15 protein-coding genes and 1 riboswitch are annotated in these 14,819 nt (G+C 33.9%); of the genes, 13 read left to right on the top strand and 2 right to left on the bottom strand.

The genetic code is table 11. The features are described from left to right. Positions 1-67: 67 nt before the first annotated feature. The 12 genes from NST98_RS04265 (at position 68) to NST98_RS04210 (ending at position 10,830) form a co-directional block, all read left to right on the top strand. Positions 68-1,672 (top strand): spore germination protein, encoded by a 1,605-nt coding sequence (locus NST98_RS04265; RefSeq protein WP_340714523.1) that lies wholly within the window; start codon positions 68-70, stop codon positions 1,670-1,672. Further along, positions 1,669-2,763: a GerAB/ArcD/ProY family transporter gene (locus NST98_RS04260; protein ID WP_340714522.1), complete on the top strand. Its 1,095-nt coding sequence runs from the start codon at positions 1,669-1,671 to the stop codon at positions 2,761-2,763. Before NST98_RS04265 ends, NST98_RS04260 begins: the two co-directional genes overlap by 4 nt. Beyond that, on the top strand, positions 2,760-3,962 hold the full coding sequence (locus NST98_RS04255) for a Ger(x)C family spore germination protein (RefSeq protein ID WP_340714521.1): 1,203 nt from the start codon (positions 2,760-2,762) through the stop codon (positions 3,960-3,962). Before NST98_RS04260 ends, NST98_RS04255 begins: the two co-directional genes overlap by 4 nt. Positions 3,963-4,060: 98 nt before the next feature. Continuing rightward, the gene (locus tag NST98_RS04250) at positions 4,061-4,615 is read left to right on the top strand and encodes a bifunctional adenosylcobinamide kinase/adenosylcobinamide-phosphate guanylyltransferase (protein ID WP_340714520.1); all 555 of its coding nucleotides are present in this window, start codon (positions 4,061-4,063) and stop codon (positions 4,613-4,615) included. An 11-nt stretch (positions 4,616-4,626) separates the two neighbouring features. Next, positions 4,627-5,400 carry an adenosylcobinamide-GDP ribazoletransferase gene (gene cobS / locus NST98_RS04245; protein ID WP_340705421.1) on the top strand — a complete coding sequence of 258 codons (774 nt, stop codon included), beginning with the start codon at positions 4,627-4,629 and terminating at the stop codon, positions 5,398-5,400. After that, complete coding sequence (locus NST98_RS04240; RefSeq protein WP_340714519.1) at positions 5,373-5,969, top strand: histidine phosphatase family protein; 597 nt, start codon at positions 5,373-5,375, stop codon at positions 5,967-5,969. The genes cobS and NST98_RS04240 overlap by 28 nt, the downstream gene beginning before the upstream one ends. Continuing rightward, positions 5,921-6,334 (top strand): bifunctional adenosylcobinamide kinase/adenosylcobinamide-phosphate guanylyltransferase, encoded by a 414-nt coding sequence (locus tag NST98_RS04235; RefSeq protein WP_016838987.1) that lies wholly within the window; start codon positions 5,921-5,923, stop codon positions 6,332-6,334. Before NST98_RS04240 ends, NST98_RS04235 begins: the two co-directional genes overlap by 49 nt. Before the next feature lie 119 nt (positions 6,335-6,453). Continuing rightward, positions 6,454-6,640: riboswitch (cobalamin riboswitch) on the top strand. A gap of 135 nt (positions 6,641-6,775) precedes the next feature. Beyond that, positions 6,776-7,006: a glutaredoxin family protein gene (locus NST98_RS04230; protein ID WP_016838986.1), complete on the top strand. Its 231-nt coding sequence runs from the start codon at positions 6,776-6,778 to the stop codon at positions 7,004-7,006. Next, on the top strand, positions 7,003-7,368 hold the full coding sequence (nrdI, locus tag NST98_RS04225; protein ID WP_340436011.1) for a class Ib ribonucleoside-diphosphate reductase assembly flavoprotein NrdI: 366 nt from the start codon (positions 7,003-7,005) through the stop codon (positions 7,366-7,368). The genes NST98_RS04230 and nrdI overlap by 4 nt, the downstream gene beginning before the upstream one ends. A gap of 2 nt (positions 7,369-7,370) precedes the next feature. After that, on the top strand, positions 7,371-9,464 hold the full coding sequence (gene nrdE / locus NST98_RS04220; RefSeq protein WP_340714518.1) for a class 1b ribonucleoside-diphosphate reductase subunit alpha: 2,094 nt from the start codon (positions 7,371-7,373) through the stop codon (positions 9,462-9,464). Next, positions 9,452-10,432, top strand: a complete 981-nt coding sequence (nrdF, locus tag NST98_RS04215) for a class 1b ribonucleoside-diphosphate reductase subunit beta (protein ID WP_340714517.1) — start codon at positions 9,452-9,454, stop codon at positions 10,430-10,432. Before nrdE ends, nrdF begins: the two co-directional genes overlap by 13 nt. Positions 10,433-10,512: 80 nt before the next feature. Beyond that, positions 10,513-10,830: a heme oxygenase gene (locus NST98_RS04210; protein ID WP_339288422.1), complete on the top strand. Its 318-nt coding sequence runs from the start codon at positions 10,513-10,515 to the stop codon at positions 10,828-10,830. Positions 10,831-10,935: 105 nt separating this feature from the next. On the opposite strand, the gene NST98_RS04205 is transcribed toward NST98_RS04210, so the two are convergent. Further along, positions 10,936-11,553 carry a hypothetical protein gene (locus NST98_RS04205; RefSeq protein ID WP_340714516.1) on the bottom strand — a complete coding sequence of 206 codons (618 nt, stop codon included), beginning with the start codon at positions 11,551-11,553 and terminating at the stop codon, positions 10,936-10,938. Positions 11,554-11,861: 308 nt separating this feature from the next. Between NST98_RS04205 and NST98_RS04200 the strand changes: the two genes are divergently transcribed. After that, positions 11,862-12,497 carry an alpha/beta hydrolase gene (locus tag NST98_RS04200; protein ID WP_340714515.1) on the top strand — a complete coding sequence of 212 codons (636 nt, stop codon included), beginning with the start codon at positions 11,862-11,864 and terminating at the stop codon, positions 12,495-12,497. A 24-nt stretch (positions 12,498-12,521) separates the two neighbouring features. Here NST98_RS04200 and NST98_RS04195 read toward each other — a convergent pair whose 3' ends face one another. Beyond that, the gene (locus NST98_RS04195; RefSeq protein WP_340714514.1) at positions 12,522-14,708 is read right to left on the bottom strand and encodes an EAL domain-containing protein; all 2,187 of its coding nucleotides are present in this window, start codon (positions 14,706-14,708) and stop codon (positions 12,522-12,524) included. Between the last annotated feature and the right edge of the window lie 111 nt (positions 14,709-14,819).

The following is a 14,819-nucleotide window of genomic DNA, read 5'->3' as shown; positions in this document are numbered from 1 at the left end:
ATGTATGTTATTTCTATTTTGAGCCATAATAACAGCAAATGATGTAAGAATAGGAAGGTGATTCAGATTGTCACCGTACTTTAAGAAAAGCAATCATTATGTAGACAGAACCCCAATATTTCCAGAAAGTCATATTGAGAATAAATACAAAGACAAACAAATCACAAATCGTCTTGAAGAAAATGTACAAATTTTTAAAGAAATATTTCAAAAAGATATGGATTTCTCTGTTCGGACATTTAAATTATTTCACGAAACCCAATCTACAATTATTTATCTTAATTCATTAGCCAATAAAGACATCATTAATAACGATGTTATTAAACCCCTTCAAGATCATGAGATGGATGAAGAAAAAAATATAATTTTACCCCAATATATTATTGAGAATATACTCTTTTTTAATGATGTGAAAGCGATTAAAGACATACCGAAAATTATCAGCGCCATTGTTCAAGGAAAAGCGATTGTCTTTTTTGATGGTATTCAAGAAGCACTGGAAATCGATGCAATTGAAAAAGAAAAAAGAAGTATAGAGGAGCCGGATACGGAGCGGGTTGTACGAGGACCGAGAGATGGGTTTATTGAACAATTGCCTATCAATGTTGCATTGCTTCGATATCGCCTTCCCATTCCAGAATTCCGCGTAGAAGAAACGGAAGTTGGTACTCGTACAAAAACAAAACTCGCTGTCTGTTATATTGAGGATGTTGTAAATCCCACATTAGTGACAGAAGTTAAGAAAAGAATTGATGCAATTAAAATTGATGGGGTTTTAGATTCAGGTTATGTTGAACAGTTTATAGAGGATAATCCGGTATCTCCTTTCCCTCAGCTCATCAATACTGAAAGACCGAATAAAGTAGTTGGAAATCTTCTGGAAGGTCGCATTGCTATATTAATGGATGGCAGTCCATCTGCATTAATTGCGCCTGCTACTTTTAATCAGTTTTATCACACAATGGATGATTATAATGAGCATTGGATTATCTCTTCATTTGTACGATTTTTCCGAATCCTAGCACTTGTTTTTTCATTGACCTTTTCTTCTTTATACGTAACCGTCATTTCTTTTCATCCGGAATTGATACCGGCAAAATATGTTGTTGCAGCTTCCAGTGGAAGGCAAAGCATTCCATTACCGGTCGTGGTTGAAGTATTGTTGTTGGAATTGGCGATGGAAGTGTTGAGGGAAGCCAGTGTTCGAATGCCGCAGCAAGTTGGTGGTGCCTTATCGATTGTAGGTGTACTTGTGGTTGGTCAGGCTGCTGTTCAAGCGGGATTTGTCAGCCCAATCTCCGTTGTAATTATTGGAATGTCCACAATTGGCTCCTTTGCTGTTCCATTTTATAATGCAGCCAATACTTTCCGCATGTTGCGTTTTTTGCTGATCATTTTAGCCGGTTCACTTGGTTTATTGGGACTTGCCGTAGGACTCATGATCGTTGTCAATCATATGCTTTCTTTGCGCTCCTTTGGTGTTCCATATATGGATCCATATGCACCATTAAATATAAAAGCTTTAAAAGATAGCATTATTCGAGCTCCATTCAATAAATTAAAAAGACGTCCATCCAACATTCATCCGAAGAATACAGTTCGTGTGGGAGAAACAGTGAAGGATTATACGAATTACAATTTCCTTGATGAAGAAGAAAGGGAAAAAATATGAAACATACAGATTCCATCAGTTCGATTCAACTAGCTGTCATAATTGCAAGTACAATCATCGGTGTATCTTTATTGGTATTACCTCGATTCATTGCTGCTGAAGTAGGAGAAGCAGCCATTCTTGCAAGTATCGTTGGAATACTCATCTCGTTAATTAGTGTGATTGCTATTACCCTATTAGCAAGGAAGTTTCGAGAACATACAATCATTGGATGTAATCGACTATTGTTAGGAAAATATTTTGGAAATTTATTTAATTACATGATTGTCATTGTGTTTATTGTCATTATGGGTCTTGAAGTAAGACAGTTTGCGGAAGTATTAGCAACTGGGCTTTTGCCCAATACACCCATTGAAATTTCCATTCTTATCATGATTATAATTTGTGCTTTAGTCGGTTATAGCAATGTTTCTACCTTCACCTATATTCACTTTTTTTATTTACCATTTTTAATAATTCCAATGTTTTTCTTTTTGTTTGCCCTAGAAGATATTGAAACATATCATTTACTGCCGATTTTAGGCCATAATTTATCGGTGAAACAGTTTTTGTCTGGGGCCATCATCATGACGCAGGTCATAACGAATTATTTTGTTATTGCCATGTTAATACCGTATATAAAGGATTACGAAAATTGTGTTAAAAATGGAATTTGGGGATTCTTTTTAGGAGCATTAGCCATTCTTTATTGCATTGTGGTTTCTCTAGGGGTATTTGGTGCTAAGGAATTACAAGAAATGTATTGGCCTATTTTATCCCTTAGTCGAATTATCCAAATACCCGGAGAAGTTTTATCACGAATCGACGCCATTATTTTAATTACTTGGATTTTTGCTGTATTTACGACATTGCTTTCATATTACTTCGTGATTGTACGTGGCACTGCAGAGTTATTTCGTACAGATAAATATAGTTTCATTACAGTGCTCATGATTCCGGTAATTTTTGTTTTTGCGTTAATTCCAAATAATGTTTATGAAATATATGAATATGCTTCAAAAATTACTTATGTTGGTCTATTTCTATTTATTATACTCCCAGTTTGTTTATTAATCATTGGCCATTTTCGAAAAAGGACGGGAGTGCAATGAAAAGGTTTCAATTAAAATTCGCTTTTGTTCTGATTGCTGTCTTTTTGTTAAGTGGTTGTTGGGATCGTTATGAACTTGAAGAAAGGGCAAATATTTTAGCTTTATCGATTGATATTGCTGAAGAAGGTGAAGATATTGAAATGCCTGAAGTCACCCATTCGAAAGGAGAGTTTCCAGCAGAGGAAAAAATCATTTATAAAGTGGCAGCCCAATTAGCAGTACCAGGAAAAATTATGCTTGGACCCGAAGGAGGAAATACAAATTCCGCAGAGACTGATTGGCTGTTAGTAACATATGGATATTCAATGAAGGATGTATTATCCAATTTACAACAAGAACTTGCAGAAAAAATATATTTAGGACATATTCAATTGATTGTTGTCAGTGACAAAATTGCAAAAAAAGGTCTTGAAGATATTATGGATTTTTTAAAAAGAGATTTTGAAGTAAGAAGAACTGCGTGGATTATGGTTACGGAAGGGGAAGCACTAGAAATATTAAATGCTACACCACCCATTCAAACAGTCCCTTCTTTATATTTAGCTAATACGTTAAGAGATGCTGTAAAGTTCGGAAAGTTACCGAAAGAGTATTTAGGGAAAGTGTGGATTGATTTTTCTGATGAAGGTGTGGATGCAATCATTCCTCTTGTAAAGCCGATGGGAGATCATATTTTGGTTGACGGACTCGTTTATTTTAAAGATTATCAAATGGTTGGTACGTTAACGCCAACGGAAACAGGAGCTATTTTAGCGATGCAGGGAATAAATCCTGCTGGTTATTCTAATGTAATTGTACCTGGTGATAAAAAAGGGGTTTATCTTGTAAAGCCATTCAAAAGAATTTCAAAAATCTCAGTAGAAATTCAAGACGGAAAACCGAAAGTATTGATCGATGTCAAAGTAGAAGGTTTTGTTGAAGAACAACTTTATACGAATGATTTAAGTAAAGAAAAATTGCAAGAACTTGAAAAATCAGCATCTGAGTTGGGAGGAAAAGCCTTAAATAGTCTAGTGAAAAAATTGCAGCAAGATGAATCGGATATACTTGCAATTGGTGCAAGGGTGCGTGCATATCATCCGAAATATTGGGAAGAAAATGTAAAAACAGAAGATGCTTGGCGTGAAATTTATAAAGAGATGGATATTCAAGTCAAAATGGATTATAAGATTTTGCGTGTCGGAATGGAATGGAAATGATAAATAAAATATATTTTTCGCAGGCTGTCCATAAAATGATATACTCATTTTGGACAGCTCTAATTTTTGGGGGAAAATAGATTAGAGGAGGGAAGAGAATGGGAAAAATCATTTTTATTACAGGCGGGGTTCGAAGTGGTAAAAGTTCCTTTGCAGAAAGTGTGGCTGTCAAGTTTTTCGACCAAAACCAAAAAGGCCTTTATTATTTAGCTTCCGGTGTCCCCTTCGATGAAGAAATGAAAAGAAGAATTGTTCGCCATCAAAAGGATCGAGAACGCTCGAAAAAGCCATGGTATACAATAGACGTAATTGATGACTTGCCTGTACAAAGGTTTCAAGAGAATGACATTGTATTATGGGATTGTATAACAACTTGGCTGAACAATATTTTATACAAGACCGAACATTTAAAAGAAGACCGATTACATACAATCTATCATTGGATGCATCAGTTTCAACAGGCAATAACGCAATGGAAAGAAAATGGTGTTATCATCTTAATTGTTTCAAATGAAGTGCTTGATGAAGTACCATCTTCATTCCAAGAAGTCCAACTATATCGAAAACTCCTCGGAACTCTTCATCAATGGATTGTCTCAATTTGTGATGAAGCATATGAGTTGGATTATGGTATTCGCGTACGCAGAAAATAGGCGGTGTTTTTGTGAAAAATATTATTGTAGGGTTATTATTATCTCTTCAATTTTTTACTTCTTTCCCCATTCGGAAGACACTTCCAATGAATAATAAAACTGTTACAGCGATGTTTGGCACAATGCCTTTCATTAGCTTCTTTATGGGGGTAATCGTTGTACTTGTCATTCTACTGAATGATGTTTATTTCAATTTTACTCCACTTTTCTTAGCAATTATCATTGTCATTATCAATATTATGATGACGGGTGGGTTGCATCTCGATGGTTGGATCGATTTAAGCGATGCTTATTTTTCTTATAGAGATAAAGAAAAACGACTAGAAATATTAAGCGATTCCCGTATTGGAGCTTTTGGTGCTATTAATCTAGTGCTCATTGTTCTACTAAAAATCGGCATATTTTATGAGTATTTACATCAGCGCCCAACAAACTTTTATTTATTTTTTATCATCATACCTGTCTTATGTCGATTAGCAATATTGATTTATTTCAATCTGTCAGTAAATGTGAAGGAATCTGGATTGGCAGCCTACTTTAAAAAACATGTGAAGGCAAAATCGTTATGGATTTATATTGCGTGTTATATATTCATTATCCTCATAACAGGTTTTGTGTTAAATGAATATAAACTATTTGTTTTAACATTTAGCATGTTTGTGATGACTTGGATTTATCGGCATTGGACATATCGCCATTTTGGCGGAATGACGGGAGACTTGCTAGGTGCTTTATATGAAGGGATGGAATTGGCATTATGGGGAATGCTGTTACTGTTCATTTAATTCGGCATGAAAAAACGAAAGCGAATTTAGAGCGAAAATATATTGGATGGACGAATGAATCGATATACATACAAACAGCAAATTGTCAAGTACCGATTCATACTAAGGATGTATTTGGCAGTGACTTAAAGCGCTGCATAGAAACAGCGCAACTTTATTTCCCCGAGGCAAAATACCATCCTTTTTTTCAATTAAGGGAATTACATTTTGGAGATTTTGAAATGAAAACTTATGATGAATTAAAAGATAATCCAGCGTATCGGCAGTGGATTGATTCACCAGAGAAAGCTGCGCCACCAAATGGTGAATCTTTTGTTTCGTTTAAAGAACGGATTTTAAATTGTTTTCATCAAATCGTGAGCTGTGGTGGAGAATATGTGTTTGTCGTCCACGGTGGTGTCATTCGTGTTATCCTATCGAAATTTCAAAAAGAGAAAAGTTTTCAAGATGTTAATGCACAGCATCGGATGATTTATACCCTATGTTGGGACGATATTGAATCTTTGAAAGGGGGAAGAGAATGCAATCAGTTATTGGAGGCGCCTATAATGGTAAACGAAAATTTGTAAGTAACATGTTAAAAGAAATAGGTGCGAATCGCTGTTATTTTTATGAAGGCGAAATACCGGAAGGCCCTTTTACAAAAGATGAATACGTTATTATAGGTAGTTTTGAAAAAATGATTTTGCTCGTCCCGGATTTATCGGAAGATGAAATCGTATCACAAATAATGGGGAAATTAATGAATTTAGATTATAAGACAAACCTAATTTGTATTTGTACGGATATCGGACGTGGAATAGTGCCGCTTTCAAAAGAGGATCGTCATTTGAGAGATACTTGTGGTAGATTGTATCAACAACTTTTTGAGAAAAGTGAGAAAGTCATTCGCGTTTGGTATGGTATTCCTGAGATATTAAAAGAGGAAAATTAACCAACCGTTCTTAAGTTCTACGTATCGAGTGAATGATTTTAGTAGATACTGTATCATTTACCAAATAAGCTTGTAATTAACAATACTACATGTTACAATGAAACACGAAAACACAATATATAGCATTTCGTTTATTAGGTTCTACTATATATAGTAGATTAAAAGGGAAGTCAGTGAAAATCTGACGCTGTCCCCGCAACTGTAATTGCTGACGAAAAGTTCAAATCCACTGTACAAATTTGTATGGGAAGGGAACTTGGAGGATGAAGCATAAGCCAGGAGACCTGCCTAATAAACGTGAATTGCTCATTTCTTCGGGGGCTAGGAAATGGAAGCAAGACGGTCCATTTCCTAGTACCTGACTGTTTCCATTTCAAAGCCATACCGAAAAAGGTATGGCTTTTTTATTTTCATAAAAGAATGGTAGAAAGGGAGAAGGAAATGAAATTATATTCAAAAAAAGTTTGCCCAAAATGTTTGTTGATGAAATACGAATTAAATCAACTTGGTTATGAAGGGAAATATGAAGAAATTTTGATTGATCACAATGAAGAAGCGAAAGAAAAATTATTGAATGCTGGATTCCTTTCTGTCCCTGTAATCGAAATCGATGGAGAGCTAATGGATAACATAGAAAATATAAAAAAATTCATTAGCAGGATCACAGTATGATTGCTTATGCTTCTCGAACGGGCAACGTGCGTTTTATCGTTCATCAATTAGAATTACCCCACATTGAAATTCGCGATGATCTTATTTTGAATGAACCCTTCTTATTGTTCACCTATACCGATGGATTAGGCGAAGTACCACGAAACGTGGAAACGTTTTTACAACATAATGTTCGTTTCTGTAAGGGTGTTATTGCAAGTGGGAACTCGAATTTCGGCCATGCTTATTTTTGCCGTTCTGCTCATTTGATTAACGAAAGGTACGGAATTCCCATTGTTCAAAAGATAGAATTACGCGGATTTCAGAAAAATTATGATGCCATAATTGATTATTATAACAGAGTAATTCAAAAGGAGATTTAGTGATGAAAAGCTATTTAACTTTGAATAATGAAATTTTGAATCACTACCACCAAACAGGAAAAATTGATTTAGAGAAAGATCGAGAGGCTACTCGTCAATATTTTATCGAACATGTTAATCAGAAAATGCGGAAGTTTTCTAGTTTGGAAGAAAAGATTCGCTTTTTCATTGAAGAAGGATATTATGAGAAAGAATTTTTACAAAAATATTCTTTCGAATTTATAAATAAAATTTTTGACATTGCGTATTCTTATCGTTTTCGATTTCAAACATTTATGAGCGCGAGCAAATTTTTTGAAAGTTACGCAATGAAAAGTCGAGATGGAAAAGAAATTTTAGAAACTTATGAGGATCGGATGAGCATTATCGCCTTATATTTAGCGAATGGTGATGAATTGTTGGCAGAAAAAGCAATTCGTGCGATGATGGAGGCTTTTCAACCAGCAACACCAACCACACTGAATAGCGGTAAAAAAGCGCGTGGGGAATTGGTAAGTTGTTTTAAATTATCCATGGATGATTCGATGAATAGCATTGCAGAAAACCTCGGTTATTGTTTAGAACTCTCAAGGCTTGGCGGAGGGGTAGGGGTAAATTTAACGGATTTAAGACCTTTGGGTGATCCGATAAAAGGTATCGCCAATCGGGCAAGCGGTGTTATGCCCGTTGCAAAATTATTAGAAAATGCCTTTTCTTATTCCAATCAATTAGGACAACGGAATGGTTCAGGTGTTGCTTATTTAAATATTTTCCACGCGGATATTGAAGAATTTATTTCTTCTAAGAAGCCGAATGCCGACGAAAAAATTCGGTTACAAACTTTATCGACTGGTGTCATTATTCCAGATATATTTTTTGAACTGATGAAAAAAGATGAAGATATCGTTCTTTTTAGTCCTTATGATATTTATCGAGAATACGGAAAAAGAATGTCTGAAATAAGCATAACGGAAATGTACGGGGAGTTGTTGAACAACCCAAATATACGAAAGTTAAAGCAAATCAATGCTAGAAAACTATATACGGAAATCAAAAAGAGCCAATTCGAATCCGGATATCCTTTTGAAATATTTGATGATAATGTAAATAAACAACATCCACTAAAAAAACTTGGAAGAGTCAAAATGTCCAACCTCTGTACTGAAATTTTACAAGTTCAACAAACGAGCATCATTAATGATCAAGATACACCAAATGAATATGGATTAGACGTATCTTGCAATCTTGGATCATTAGATATTCACCATGCGACAAAGTTTCATGATTTTGAAGAGTTAGTAGATACAGCCATGCGTTTGTTAACACAAGTGTCTTTAATGACCAATATAAAAAACGTTCCATCTGTAAAAAAAGCAAACCAGATGATGCATTCTGTCGGATTAGGTGTTATGAATTTGCACGGACATCTTGTAACTCAAAATATATTATATGGTTCAAAAGAATCAATTGAATTTATCGATTACTTTATGGAAGCATTGAACTTCTTTTCATTAAAAGCATCGATGCTACTTGCGAAAGAAAAAGGTGAAACTTTTTACGGATTTGAAATAAGCGAATATGCAAATGGTCATTATTTTGAAAAGTACGTGAATAAATTGGAAAAGGAACCTAGTGAATTGGTGAAAAAAGCTTTAGGTAATGTTCCAATCATTACAAAAGAAATGTGGAGAAAATTGAAAGAAGATATAATGAAATACGGATTATTTAATGCTTATCGGTTAGCAATCGCACCAACCGGCTCGATTTCTTACGTTCGTTCTTGCACGGCATCCATTGCACCCATTACTGAGCGAGTAGAGATACGAGATTATGCAGATAGCCGCACGATTTATCCAATGCCATTTTTAAATAATGACAATCAACATTTATACGTAGAAGCATATGACATGAATGTCTATAAAATCATTGATTTATATGTCGCTGCACAAAAGCATGTTGATCAAGGTATCTCAATGACTTTATATGTAACAGACAAGTGGACGACGGAACAATTAGCGAAAGCCTATATTTATGCTTGGATGCGAGGAATCAAAACGGTCTATTATGTACGCCAACGATTACAATCACTGGAGGAATGTGTAGCATGTACAATTTAACATACGAAGCAGTCAATTGGAATCAGTCAGCAAGCAGTCTTGCTAAAATTTTTTGGGATCAACAATGGAAACAAATGTGGTTTCCAGAAGAAATTGCAGTTTCAAAGGATATTCAACAATGGAGAAATTTTGAGCATCAAGAAACATACAAAAAAGTGTTTGGTGGACTGACGCTGCTCGATACAATTCAAACAAATATCGGGATGAATGAAATAGCAAAATACAATCCCAATTTACAAGAAAAAGCTGTATTAACGGTATTTGGTGCCTTTGAAGCCATTCATGCGAAATCCTATTCGTATATTTTTACAACCCTTTGTCATAACGACGAAATCGAAGAAATTTTTCAATGGGTAAAAAAGAATCAACAATTACAATATAAGGCTTCAAAAATTGCAAATATATATATGTCTATTAAGGATAATGATTTAGTTAGCCTATGGAAAGCAATGTTTGCTTCCGTCATGCTCGAATCCTTTTTATTTTATTCTGGTTTTTTCTATCCGCTTTATTTAGGGGGACAAGGCATTTTAAGGAACAGCGCGGAGGTGATTTCGCTAATATTGAGGGACGAATCCATTCATGGGGTGGCTGTTGGAATATTCGCACAAAACATTTTTAATCAATTTTCTAAAGAACAACAAGATGAATTAAAAAATTGGGGCTATGAATTATTGCTAGATTTATATGATAATGAATTGCGTTATACAGATGAAATTTATCGAGGAACAGGTTTGGAAGATGAGGTGAAGGCATATATCCGCTATAATGGGAATAAAGCATTAATGAATTTAGGGTTCGATACAATGTTTCCAGAAGAAGAAATTCATCCAATTGTGATGAATGGAATACGAAATGAAGGTTCCACATATGATTTCTTTTCTCAAAAGGGTTCCACATATGCCTTAGCAAAAGTAGAGCCTATCACGGATGAAACGTTCCATTTTGATATTTTACTAGATGATTGAGGGCTATAAATTGCAGTTCGAATAAAATCATGTTCTAATAATTACAATGATTTCAAAAATATAAAAGGAGTTTTGTATATATGTATACAGTTACTAATCGAATAAAAGTGAAAAAAGGCTTGGCAAAAAAGATGGCACCACTCTTCACGCAACCTGGTCCATTATTAACGTTTAAAGGATTTCGTAAAGTAGAAGTACTCGTAAGTACACAATTTGAAGACTACGATGAAATGAACGTCGTTATGTATTGGGATTCACTGGAAGAATTTGAGGCGTGGAGAGCTAGTGATGCATTTAAAGAAGCTCATAAACGTCCAAGCGGTAATAGCGAAGAAGCCCCTACAATCGAAAATGTAATCGTAATTTCTGAAGTTGTCTCAACATTAGAAAACAATTAATGATTAAATAGGAAAGAGGGTGTCTAGAAAGCCGAAAACTTTCTGGACACCCTCGCTTCTAATTTATAGACCTTTGCTCCTGAAGTAAATCGAAACAAGATTGTACTATCCTCGTTTCAATTTTTCTTTTGCTAACCGTTCACGATGTTTATTATATACTTTGTATGCTTCATCAATTGCATTTCTTATCATTCGATCAAATGAATTAGTAGAATGCAGTTGTTTCACAGCTGCCTTTACAAACTTCGATTGATCTTCTAAAAAGGATTGAATTTCATCTTCTGATCCTAAATGAGCATCAAAATAGATACGTTTTTTATTTCTTTCAATCATATATTTTAAATCATGTTTAATCATCACGCGTAAAATCCATTCGTTTAATCCTGTAGCTAGTTGGAGTGACATGATATAATATAATAGTTCTGGATGATTTTCACGGAACTTTAATTGGTTAAAATGTACATTGTCTTGAAGAGCATTTAGTATAACGAAATTCGAGGAGTAGTATAAGGTTTTCTCAGCTGAGTGAATGATATTGTATTTATTGGGCAGCAATAAAAGCCAAATATTGAAGGCGATAATCCAAGCATCGATGATATTTAATGCGCCTTCTTTAACTAGATAATTGAATTGGCTATTTTGTTTCGCTAAATCAATAAATTTGTCTACATGATATTGCTCAATATATAGTATGCTTCGTTCTACTGTAATTTCCCTATACATTCCAAACACCCCTTTGCTAAGAATGTTGTTTTGTTTTCACCCAGTCAAAACAGACATTTTTAACCAACTCTACTAATAGTTTATCGTTTAAAAACTATTTTTCCAAATCATATTTCAAAAATCAGACAAATTTTTTAAAAATAATAAGAAAGATTTATGTTATCGACAAAATTTTTGATTAATTTCAGTTATTTTTAGTAAATGAAACATACTATTTTTAAATAGAAATTAAGAATAAAATAATATTTTGGAAAAAAAGATTTGGGAATGAATCGTTGTAGGTAAGGGAAACTTGAGGAGGAAATAGAATGCAATCATTATATACATTCAAACATATTGAACCGAAGAATAATATTGAACAAAGTCCAGCTATTTTTTTATTTCATGGATTAGGAAGCGATGAAGAAGATTTATTACAAATTATAGGTGAAATAAAAGAAGTTTGCCATGTCTTTAGTTTAAGGGGACCAATCAGTCATGATCCAGGTTATGCCTTCTATACTTTTGTAGAGGAAGGAAAGCCTGTTCAACCTGTTTTTGATAAAGTGATTGCTGTTACAAGAGATTTTATTTTACAAGCAATTAAAGAATATCAATTAGATCCGACGAAGATATGTATTGCAGGATTTAATCAAGGAGCAGTCATCGCACAAACATTATGCATCGTGATGGGAAATCAAATTAAAGCATGTGCATCAATGTCAGGGTTTTTACCAGATTTTGTGAAAGAACAATATCACAAAAATAAAATGGATGAAACGAAAGTATTCATTTCTCACGGGGAGTATGATTACGATTTTCCAATTATGTGGAGTGAAAAAAGTAAAGAATTTTTTGAGCAACATGGAGCGAAAGTTGTTTATAAAACCTATCCTGTAGGACACGGCGTTTCGCCAGAAAATATGAGAGATTTTGTTCATTTTATAATGGAAGAAATTAAATAAAAAAGCTGACGCTAGTCAGCTTTTTTATTTTGAATTGATTAATTTTTCAGCTTCTACAATCGGCATTGGTTTATGGAAATAATAACCTTGACCTGTATGGCAACCAATTTGTACAAGGGTTTTATATTGTTCCAACGTTTCGATCCCTTCCGCTACCGCATGCATGTTTAAACTTTTTGCAAGTTGAACAATTGATTTTACGATTGCATACATACCTGAATCATGGATTTCGTTAATAAACGATTTATCAATTTTAATTTCTGAAAAAGGCAGCCGTTGTAGATAACTTAATGACGAGAATCCGACTCCAAAATCATCAATCGAACTCTCATAGCCATGTTCCTTTAATTTTAATAAGATGTTCTTTGCTTTTTCAAAATCAAATAATTCAAAGTTCTCAGTAACCTCGATTTTAATAAATTTTGGGTCAATTTGATATTGGCGGACAAGGGTTAATAAATCATCTGCAAAAGAATCATGATAAAAGTGTACAGGTGATACATTGATGGATACAGGATACAATTGATGGCCTTGCTTCTTTCTTTCCCATTGCCATCGTAATACTTTTTCAAAAATAGCATGATCGATATCCCTAATTTTTCCGCTATGTTCGGCTATCGAGATGAATTCTGCCGGCGAAACGTTTCCAAGTACAGGAGAATACCATCTCGCAAGAGCCTCGAATCCAATAATTTCCTTTGTTAACAAATGGACTTTTGGTTGCAAATAAACGGAAAGTTCATCATTTTTTAATCCAGTTGTTAATTCGTTTAATACGTTCAGTTCTCTTTGTATTTGTTGATCGGTTTCTTTTTCAAAATAGGAAATGACAGTTCCTATTTTTTTTCTTGATTTTGTAATGGCGATATCTGCTTGCCGTATACTTTCATCAATCGACAGTTGTTGATGAAAATAACTAACGCCAATTTTTAATGATATAAACATTTCCCTTCCATTTACATCAAAAGGTTGGGAAGTGCATTCAATAATCTTATGAATGAAATCATCCACTTTATTTACAGGAATTACACTCCCTAAAATAAATGTAGAATTTGAAAAACGACTAAAAATCGTTCGGTTTTTTTGAGTAATCATTTCAATGCGATGAACGATTTGTTTAATTAAACGGTCGCCAACTTTGCGCCCATACATATCGACTATGGAAGTATATTCTCCTGGCTGTATTAATAAAATGACTCCTTCAACACCGTTTTGAATCCACTCGTTTAATTTTTTATAAAAATAATGGTAATTTGGAATTCCTATATTTATATCATAATAAGCTAATTGTTTTAATAGGTTTTTTTGTTTAAAATGTTTGACTGTCAAGGCGATAATAGGGGACAGTTTATTTAAAAAATCAATATCCGATTGTTTCAAATATAAATTTTTTTGAATATAGATCGTAAATGTGCCAATCATCTTTTTTTCGTTGTCGACAATTGGCTTTGACCAGCAATACTGAATGTTATAGGTTGAAATAATTTTCCGTAATTTTTCATAATCCTCTTGTAAGCTAATGGATTGTATATAAGATAAATCTTTCATATAAATTGCATTTTCACTATTACCAGTTGTTGGACTAACTTCCATTCCGACGAGGTTTTCTATCCAACTGAAGGGTATCGTGGGACTGGCAATAGCCTTTAATGTACCATCTTTTTGAAGAACATGAATAGCACAATAAACTTGTCTAATATAATTTTTTTCTACCTGTGCGGTTATTCGTTGAAGAATATCTTCTAGTTTACTATCCTTTCCTAATTCGACATATACTTCATGCTCAATTTTGTGAAGCATTTTTTCCAACATTTCGGATGTAATATCTTTGCATTGAATAAGCACAAAGGTTGCTTCTTTCTTGGAGTTTTGAATTGGTTGAATACTAAGCTGGTTCCAAAAAGCGGTACCATCTTTTTTGTAATGAATCATTGTTGTTTCATAGGTGAGCTTATTTAATATATGAAACTCCAGATCTTGTTCAGTTTCGGGAAGGGTATTTGGACCGCATAAACATGAAATATGCTTGTTTAATAATTCAGCCATATCATAACCAGTTAATTGGGCAAATGATTGATTGTAATACTTAATGGAAAGTGGTTGCCGTTTTAAATCAATGATTACAATTGGTTGCTGAAGTTGTTCACCTATCGTGTATAAATATGAATATAAATCATCATTTGTTAGGTCGATTTGTTCTTGTTTAAACATATACTTCCCACCAAATTTTGATAATACTGTAAAGTAATTATAACAAAAGTATTTATTGACATGCATTAATAATTTTTTGAAATAATGATAGTGTTTTATGTTTAATTTGTC

Origin of the sequence: Ureibacillus sp. FSL W8-0352 (genome assembly GCF_038004345.1) — a bacterium.
GTDB classification, from domain to species: domain Bacteria; phylum Bacillota; class Bacilli; order Bacillales_A; family Planococcaceae; genus Ureibacillus; species Ureibacillus thermosphaericus.
The sequence above is the reverse complement of the archived record's forward strand: the minus strand, read 5'-3'. Positions and strand labels throughout refer to the sequence as shown.

Bases quoted from the DNA above. Each gene is read 5' to 3' on its own strand.
- NST98_RS04260 (WP_340714522.1), top strand. From the start codon at position 1,669: ATGAAACATACAGATTCCATCAGTTCGATTCAACTAGCTGTCATAATT.
- NST98_RS04255 (WP_340714521.1), top strand. From the start codon at position 2,760: ATGAAAAGGTTTCAATTAAAATTCGCTTTTGTTCTGATTGCTGTCTTT.
- NST98_RS04250 (WP_340714520.1), top strand. From the start codon at position 4,061: ATGGGAAAAATCATTTTTATTACAGGCGGGGTTCGAAGTGGTAAAAGT.
- NST98_RS04240 (WP_340714519.1), top strand. From the start codon at position 5,373: ATGGGGAATGCTGTTACTGTTCATTTAATTCGGCATGAAAAAACGAAA.
- NST98_RS04235 (WP_016838987.1), top strand. From the start codon at position 5,921: ATGCAATCAGTTATTGGAGGCGCCTATAATGGTAAACGAAAATTTGTA.
- NST98_RS04230 (WP_016838986.1), top strand. From the start codon at position 6,776: ATGAAATTATATTCAAAAAAAGTTTGCCCAAAATGTTTGTTGATGAAA.
- nrdI (WP_340436011.1), top strand. From the start codon at position 7,003: ATGATTGCTTATGCTTCTCGAACGGGCAACGTGCGTTTTATCGTTCAT.
- nrdE (WP_340714518.1), top strand. From the start codon at position 7,371: ATGAAAAGCTATTTAACTTTGAATAATGAAATTTTGAATCACTACCAC.
- nrdF (WP_340714517.1), top strand. From the start codon at position 9,452: ATGTACAATTTAACATACGAAGCAGTCAATTGGAATCAGTCAGCAAGC.
- NST98_RS04210 (WP_339288422.1), top strand. From the start codon at position 10,513: ATGTATACAGTTACTAATCGAATAAAAGTGAAAAAAGGCTTGGCAAAA.
- NST98_RS04205 (WP_340714516.1), bottom strand. From the start codon at position 11,553: ATGTATAGGGAAATTACAGTAGAACGAAGCATACTATATATTGAGCAA.
- NST98_RS04200 (WP_340714515.1), top strand. From the start codon at position 11,862: ATGCAATCATTATATACATTCAAACATATTGAACCGAAGAATAATATT.
- NST98_RS04195 (WP_340714514.1), bottom strand. From the start codon at position 14,708: ATGTTTAAACAAGAACAAATCGACCTAACAAATGATGATTTATATTCA.